At 75.4% G+C, this 5,542-nt stretch carries 5 protein-coding genes; 2 read left to right on the top strand and 3 right to left on the bottom strand.

From position 1 onward, the window contains the following. Window positions 1-1,323: GumC domain-containing protein (locus WCS02_RS16795; protein ID WP_340295319.1), on the bottom strand; the 1,323-nt coding region annotated here is incomplete at its 3' end. Window positions 1,324-1,400: 77 nt separating this feature from the next. Between WCS02_RS16795 and WCS02_RS16800 the strand changes: the two genes are divergently transcribed. Together WCS02_RS16800 and WCS02_RS16805 are read left to right on the top strand one after the other, a co-directional pair. Further along, window positions 1,401-2,195, top strand: coding sequence for a CDP-alcohol phosphatidyltransferase family protein (locus tag WCS02_RS16800; RefSeq protein ID WP_340295321.1), 795 nt, complete (start codon window positions 1,401-1,403; stop codon window positions 2,193-2,195). Then, entirely contained in the window at window positions 2,192-2,617 is a 426-nt protein-coding gene (locus WCS02_RS16805) for an FAD synthase family protein (protein ID WP_340295323.1), read from the top strand. Before WCS02_RS16800 ends, WCS02_RS16805 begins: the two co-directional genes overlap by 4 nt. Before the next feature lie 37 nt (window positions 2,618-2,654). Here WCS02_RS16805 and WCS02_RS16810 read toward each other — a convergent pair whose 3' ends face one another. Together WCS02_RS16810 and WCS02_RS16815 are read right to left on the bottom strand one after the other, a co-directional pair. Beyond that, window positions 2,655-4,190: a lipopolysaccharide biosynthesis protein gene (locus tag WCS02_RS16810; protein ID WP_340295325.1), complete on the bottom strand. Its 1,536-nt coding sequence runs from the start codon at window positions 4,188-4,190 to the stop codon at window positions 2,655-2,657. Beyond that, window positions 4,183-5,542: O-antigen ligase family protein (locus tag WCS02_RS16815; RefSeq protein ID WP_340295326.1), on the bottom strand; the 1,360-nt coding region annotated here is incomplete at its 5' end. The genes WCS02_RS16810 and WCS02_RS16815, both read right to left, overlap by 8 nt.

The following is a 5,542-nucleotide window of genomic DNA, read 5'->3' on the forward strand; positions in this document are numbered from 1 at the left end:
CGGCGCGGACAGCTGCGCGAGCCCGCTCGAGGCGTGGCCGTCGCGCGCGGGGCGGGAGCGCCCCGACGGGGGAAGGACGACCGCCGCGGCCACGCGCACCCCGGCCTCGGCGGCGTCGGCCACCAGGGCGGTGACGGCGCTCCGGCGGCTGGAGGGGGCCGCGGCGACGACCACCATGTCCATGCGCTGGGCCAGCATGGCCAGCCGTACGCTGCTGCCGGCGTCGCAGAGCCCGACCACGACCACGTCCGCGGAGTCCCACTGCTGCAGCTGGGCGGCGTCTGGCCAGCCGAGGTCGGCGTGGCGGGCGGTGAGGTCGTCGGGCCGCACGCACAGGGCGTGGCGGCCGGTGGAGCGGAAGACCTCGAGCATGAGGTCGCTGAGCTGCACGCACACCTCTCGCTCGGCGGCCATGACGCCCAGCAGCACGGGGCGCCGAAGGTCCGGCGACACCAGGCCGAGCCGCAGCGCCGTGCGACGGGCGAGCTCCTCGGCGTCGTCGTGCCGGTCGCCCTGCACGACGGGGACGCTCAGCAGCTCCGCCAGCCGGGAGCCGGTGCGCACCCGGGGGTCGGTCGCGTCCCGGAGCAGCGCCAGCAGGACGCCGAGGACCAGGCCGAGGACGAGCGCAGGACCGACGAACAGGACGGGACCGGGTCCCGACGGGGAGGGGTCCGCCGTCGCCGCCGTCACCACGCGGCCCGGGTTGAGCGAGATGCCCTCCAGGGCGCTCTGCTCGTTCTGCAGGTCGGTCAGCTGCTGCCGCAGTGCCACCTGCGAGGGCAGGGCGGCGCTCGCATCGTCGTCCAGCAGCTCGCCGCGCAGCTCCTCGATCCGTTCGCCGAGGCTGTCGACGATCTTGTCCGCCACCTCGTCAGCGCCCTGCGCCCGGAAGGCGAGGTAGGCCTCGGCCACCCCGTTGGCCGTCGCGGCCGCGGCGGCCGGGTCGGGCTGGGTGGCTGTGATCTGCAGGACCTGCGAGTTGAGGGGGGAGTCGATCGACAACGAGGGGGGGATGTCCGCCGGGTCGCCAGGTGCGCCGAAGTCGGAGGCCGCCAGGCGGGCGACCTCGGAGGACAGGACCACGGCGCGCTCGGTCGTGATGTTGACCTGCTGGTTGATCGGGGTCGACGCGAACGGCGTCGTGGTGATCGGGCTGACCGTCACCACGGAGGTCGCGCTGTAGCTGGCGGGCCAGGTGAGACCGAGGGCCGCCCCCGCGGCGACCACCACCACGGTGGTGCCCACGACGATCGAGCGGTGACGCAGCAGGCGCACCGCGATGTCGCTCAGCCGCACCGTGCGGTCGTCCATGCTGCTCACGTGAGAAGGCCCTCCGGATGGGTGGTCTTCGATCGTACGGCCCCGAAGTCACGCGCCTCCTGATTACAGTCAAACCCGTGACCTTGACGCCCGAACGGACGCACCGGCCGCCCGCCCCGTCCTACCGGGACGCCGTCAGCAGGCTCGCGACCGCGCAGAAGCCCGGGCACGGGGTGCCCGCGTACACGCGCTGGCCCAACCGGTGGCTGGGCCGCCGGCTCGCGGCGGCGGCGCACGTGGTCGGGGCCACCCCGGACCAGGTGACCTGGGCGAGCGCCGCCGCCAGCCTGGTCGGCATCGTCCTCGTGGTCGCCGTGCCCCCGTCGCTGTGGTCGGCCGTCGTGGTGACCGTCCTGCTGCTGCTCGGCTACGCGCTGGACAGCGCCGACGGGCAGCTCGCGCGGCTGCGCGGCGGCGGCTCGCCGGCGGGGGAGTGGCTCGACCACGTCGTCGACGCCGTCCGCCTGCCCCTGGTCCACGCCAGCCTCGTCGTGGGCTTCGCTCGCTGGGAGGGGCTGCCGGCGTGGGCGCCCCTGGTCCCGCTCGGCTTCCTCGTCGTCGCGGTCGTCCGCTTCTTCGCGATGATGCTCACCGAGCAGGTCCTCGCCCGGGCGGCCGCGGGACGGCTGCGCAGCGAGGCCCCGGAGCCGGCCGCCGCCGGGGGACGCCGACCGCTGCTGCGCTCCTACGTCCTCCTGCCCGTGGACTTCGGCGTGCTGGCCCTCGTCTTCCTGCTGCTGGCCTCCCCGCTGCTGCTGCTGCTCGGCTACGGTCTGCTCTTCGTCATCAACGCCGCGTGGCTCGTGCTCACGCTCGGCCGGCGGTACCGAGAGGTCGCCGCCCTGGCGGCCCCGTCCCGAGGGGTCTCGTGACACGAGTCGGCTACGTGCCCGGCGTCTTCGACATGTTCCACATCGGTCACCTGACCATCCTGCGCAGGGCGCGGGAGCAGTGCGACCGGCTCGTGGCCGGCGTCGTCACCGACGACGTCGTCGAGCAGGCGAAGGGGGTGCGCCCCATCGTCCCCTTCGTCGAGCGGCTGGAGATCGTGCGGTCGGTCGGCATCGTCGACGACGCCGTCCCCGACACGGCGTCGGACAAGACGGTGGCCTGGCGGGCGAACCCCTTCGACGTCATCTTCAAGGGCGACGACTGGCAGGGGACGCCCAAGGGGGACCGGCTCGAGGCGGACCTCGGCGCCCTCGGGGTCGACGTCGTCTACTTCCCCTACACCGAGCACACCTCGAGCACGATGCTGCGGGACGTCCTCACCAGGCTGGCGACCTCCCTCTGACGGGTGCCGTGGCCGCGCGTCGGCGTGACCGGCCGGCCTAGCCCTCGACGGGGGCGGGGGCCGCGCTACCGGCAGCCGGGGCGCCCGGTCGCCCGCGCAGCAGCTCCGCCGACAGCCCGAGCCGGCGGCGCAGCAGGACGCAGGCCAGCGCGTAGGCGGGCACGGCGACGGCCGCGTGCATCGCGAGACCGGTGAGGTCCCGGCCGACCGTCGCCGCGACCACGGCCCCGACCCCGCCGACCACCCCCAGCGACAGCGCGCCGGCCAGCAGCTGGTCGCGCGGGCGGATAGCGACGCCGAGGCCGCGGTCGACCTGCACCACCGCCAGCACGGTGTCCACGGCGATGGCGGCGGCCCACGCCAGGGCGGCCCCGAGCACCCCGAGCCCCGGCACGAGCAGCACGTCCCCGACGACGAGGACGGCGAGCGCCACCGCCTTGTTGGTCATCTGCCAGCGGCTGCGACCGCCCATGAGCAGCAGCGTCTGGGTCATGCCGGCGCCGACGAGCAGCATCATGGCGCCGCAGAGCACGGCCATGGCCGGCGCGCCGACGACGAACTCCGGCCCGAACAGCCCGAGCACGGCCGGGGCGAAGAGGCCGAGCGTCACGTAGAAGGGCCAGGCGAGCAGCACCATCGCGCGGGTGGCGAGGGCCTGCAGGCGGCCCGCGTCGACCCGGTGCCCCGTGGCCAGCAGGGCACTCATCCGGGGGGAGACCGCGACCCGCGCGGCCGTGTCGACGAGCAGGCCCGCGGTCACCGCGCGCGAGACGACGGCGTACACCCCGGCGGCGGCGGGCGAGGCGAGCACCGCGACGAGCACCACGTCCACCCACGACAGCAGGATCTCCAGGGCGGCCGCCACCCCTCGCGCCGCCGCGAACCCCCAGAACTCCCGCGCCTCGCCCGCCAGGCGGCGGCGGACCGGCTGGGGCACGCCCGGGGCCGCGGTGCCCGGGGCGGGCACCGTGCCGCGCAGCGCCCGGTGCAGGACGACGACCGAGACGAGCAGCGCGGGCACCGCGGCGACGGCCCAGGCGTCCAGCGAGGTGCCCACGTCCAGCCCGAGCGCGACCGCTCCGGCCACCAGCAGCAGGCGCGTCGCCGGCAGACCGACCGACCACAGCAGCGTGAAGGGGACGATCCGGCCGAGCCCCCTGCTGGCCCCGAGGACGACGGCCAGCAGCGACGCCACGAGCGCCAGCGGCAGCACGCGGCGCACGGCCTCCCCGGTGGCGCCGTCCAGGAACGACGGCACGGCCCACCACAGCAGCGCCAGCGCGAGGCCGCCGACGACGAGCACCGGGACGACGGCCACGAGCACCGTGCTGCGGGCCCGGTGCGGCTCGCCCAGGGCGGCGGCGCGCGACAGCTGGCGCACGAGCGCGGTGTCCGCGCCGAGCTCGAGGACGTTGGCGGCGATGGTGAAGACGGCGACCGTGCTGAAGAACAGCCCGGCCCCGGTGTCGCCGTAGGCGCGGCCCACGAGCACCGACAGCGCCAGGCCCGCCACCGCCCCGGTGGCGCCGCCGGCCAGGCTGACCAGCCCCGCCCGGCCCAGCCGCTCAGCCACGACCGGCAGCGCCCGTGAGCCCGGTGCCGGGGGCGGCCACGGCGCCCGTGGCACCGGCGAGGCCGACGGCGGGCGCGGTGGCCGGCTCGACGCGGCCGCGCAGCAGCACGACGGCCACCAGGGTGACGGCGAGCATCTGCATGGTGTCCAGGCCGTAGTAGAAGATCGTCATGCTGGCGACGACGAGGGTGGCGTGCAGCCACAGCTCGGCCGTGGTCGGGGCCGCCGCGGTGCGCACGGTGGCCCCCCACAGGAACCACAGGAAGAACCCGAGGCCGACGAAGCCGTAGGAGAACATCACCATCCAGAAGTGGCCCTGGGTGCCGGCGGAGATGTCGAGGATCTCCGAGGGGCGCGGCGCCCCGTAGCCGATCACGGGCGAGGCGAGCGTCCGCTCGAACGTCTCCTGGTAGATCGCCATGCGGCCGACGTTGGTGCTGCTGTACGTCGTCCTGCTGCTGATGCCCTCGAACAGCCCGGAGGCGGCGAACGCACCGAGGGCGCCGCAGCCGGCGACGACCAGCGCGGCGAACTGCCAGACCCGCCCCCGCAGCAGCAGGCGCGTCATGACGTAGACGACCGCGACGCCGAGGGCCAGGAACATCCCCCGGTTGAGCGAGGCCAGCATCGGCACGCTGGCGGCGACCATGACGAGCACGACGAAGGTGCGGGTGCGCCGGCGAGGGGTCATGAGCACGGCGGCCACCGCCACGGGGGTGAGCAGCGCGATCGCGCTGCCCCAGCCGTTCGCGTACGGGAACGGCGCGGACGGCCGGTTGTAGGGCTCGGGGGCGCCGTAGGGCTGCTGCACCTCGGCGAACGGCGGGAACACGAGGTCCTGCACGTAGGAGTTGCCGGTGATGGCCCCGGGGAGCAGGAGTCCCACCGGGGTGGTGAGGCGCGTGCCCGGCCAGAGCACGCCCAGGTAGCCGCCGACGACGACGACGACCCAGAGGGCGACGAGGCCGCCGACCACCCGGCGGGAGGGCAGCCGCTCGCGGGCGTTGCTCACGTAGAGCACGACCACCGCGGTGGCCAGGAGGTTGGCCCAGCGCTGGCCGAAGCCGATGAAGCGGCTGGCGTTGTCCAGCGCCAGGGCGCACGGCCCCACCCAGAGGACGTAGCCGTACCAGGGGCCGGTACCGCGCAGCACGGACACGCGCCCGCGGGCGACGAGCAGCAGGGCCATGACGCCTGCGAAGAGGATGACGACGAACGGGGTGAGCCCCAGCACCCACCAGACCGGGAAGCCCCAGAGCAGCGCGTCGACCGGCCACGACGGCAGCGGGGCGGGGCCCCGGCCGTCGGCGCGGCGACCCTGCCGGCCGCCCGGGGCCACGACCGCGGCGGCC

Origin of the sequence: Aquipuribacter hungaricus (assembly GCF_037860755.1) — a bacterium.
Taxonomy (GTDB): Bacteria; Actinomycetota; Actinomycetes; order Actinomycetales; family JBBAYJ01; genus Aquipuribacter; species Aquipuribacter hungaricus.